Annotated in this window: 1 protein-coding gene; it reads right to left on the bottom strand. The window is 41.9% G+C overall.

Annotation, left to right across the window (positions count from 1 at the left end):
* Positions 1-624 (bottom strand): carboxypeptidase-like regulatory domain-containing protein (locus AC1DWA_RS33020; RefSeq protein WP_477917643.1); only part of this gene is annotated, 624 nt, incomplete at its 3' end.
* Positions 625-689 lie beyond the last annotated feature (65 nt).

The raw sequence follows: 689 nt of genomic DNA, 5'->3' as shown, positions 1-689 counted from the left end.
GCCTGTAACTGGGCTTCCCTGAATATCAATTATACTTCCAGAAATCGTTCCCACCAGAGGAGATAAAGTTATATCTGCTTGTGTGACTTGATCACTGACTACGATTGCTCCGACTGTATTAAGCGCAAAGTCAGTAGTAGATCCAGTAATTACGTAAGAACCGGGCTGTAAACCTTTTACAGTATAATTTCCAATTTCATCGGTTGTCGTTGAGGCGACAATTACAGGGATGCCAGCAACAGTTCTAACAATGGCAATTGCTCCTACAATTGGTGTACCTGTGGCAGCACTCAATATTTGCCCAGTAATACTGCCAGGATTGGCTGTTAAGGTAAAATCAGTGCCTGTTGCTACTTGACCTGGAGTTAAAATGACCCCTCCAAGTTGAGTGGCGAATCCTGGGGCAGTAACAATAATCTTTTGATTTCCTTGTGGTAAATCAGTAACAGAAAAGTTTCCAAGTTCATCTGTAACGACTGTGGCAAGTACGGTTTCATTTTGATCCAGTATCCTTACAGTAGCATTTGGAATAGGAGATCCAGTGTCGGATGTAATAGTTCCCGAAACGGTTGATGGATCTGGAGTCAAAATAATATCTGATGAAATTGTTTGATTGGAAAGCACAGTAACACCAGTAGATGAAGAAGCATAGGTCCCAAATGAAGCAGTGAGAGTATACGTACCAGGAG

This window comes from Rhodococcus sp. P4_F3_2, from assembly GCF_056401335.1.
This window is presented reverse-complemented; position numbering and strand designations above follow the sequence as displayed.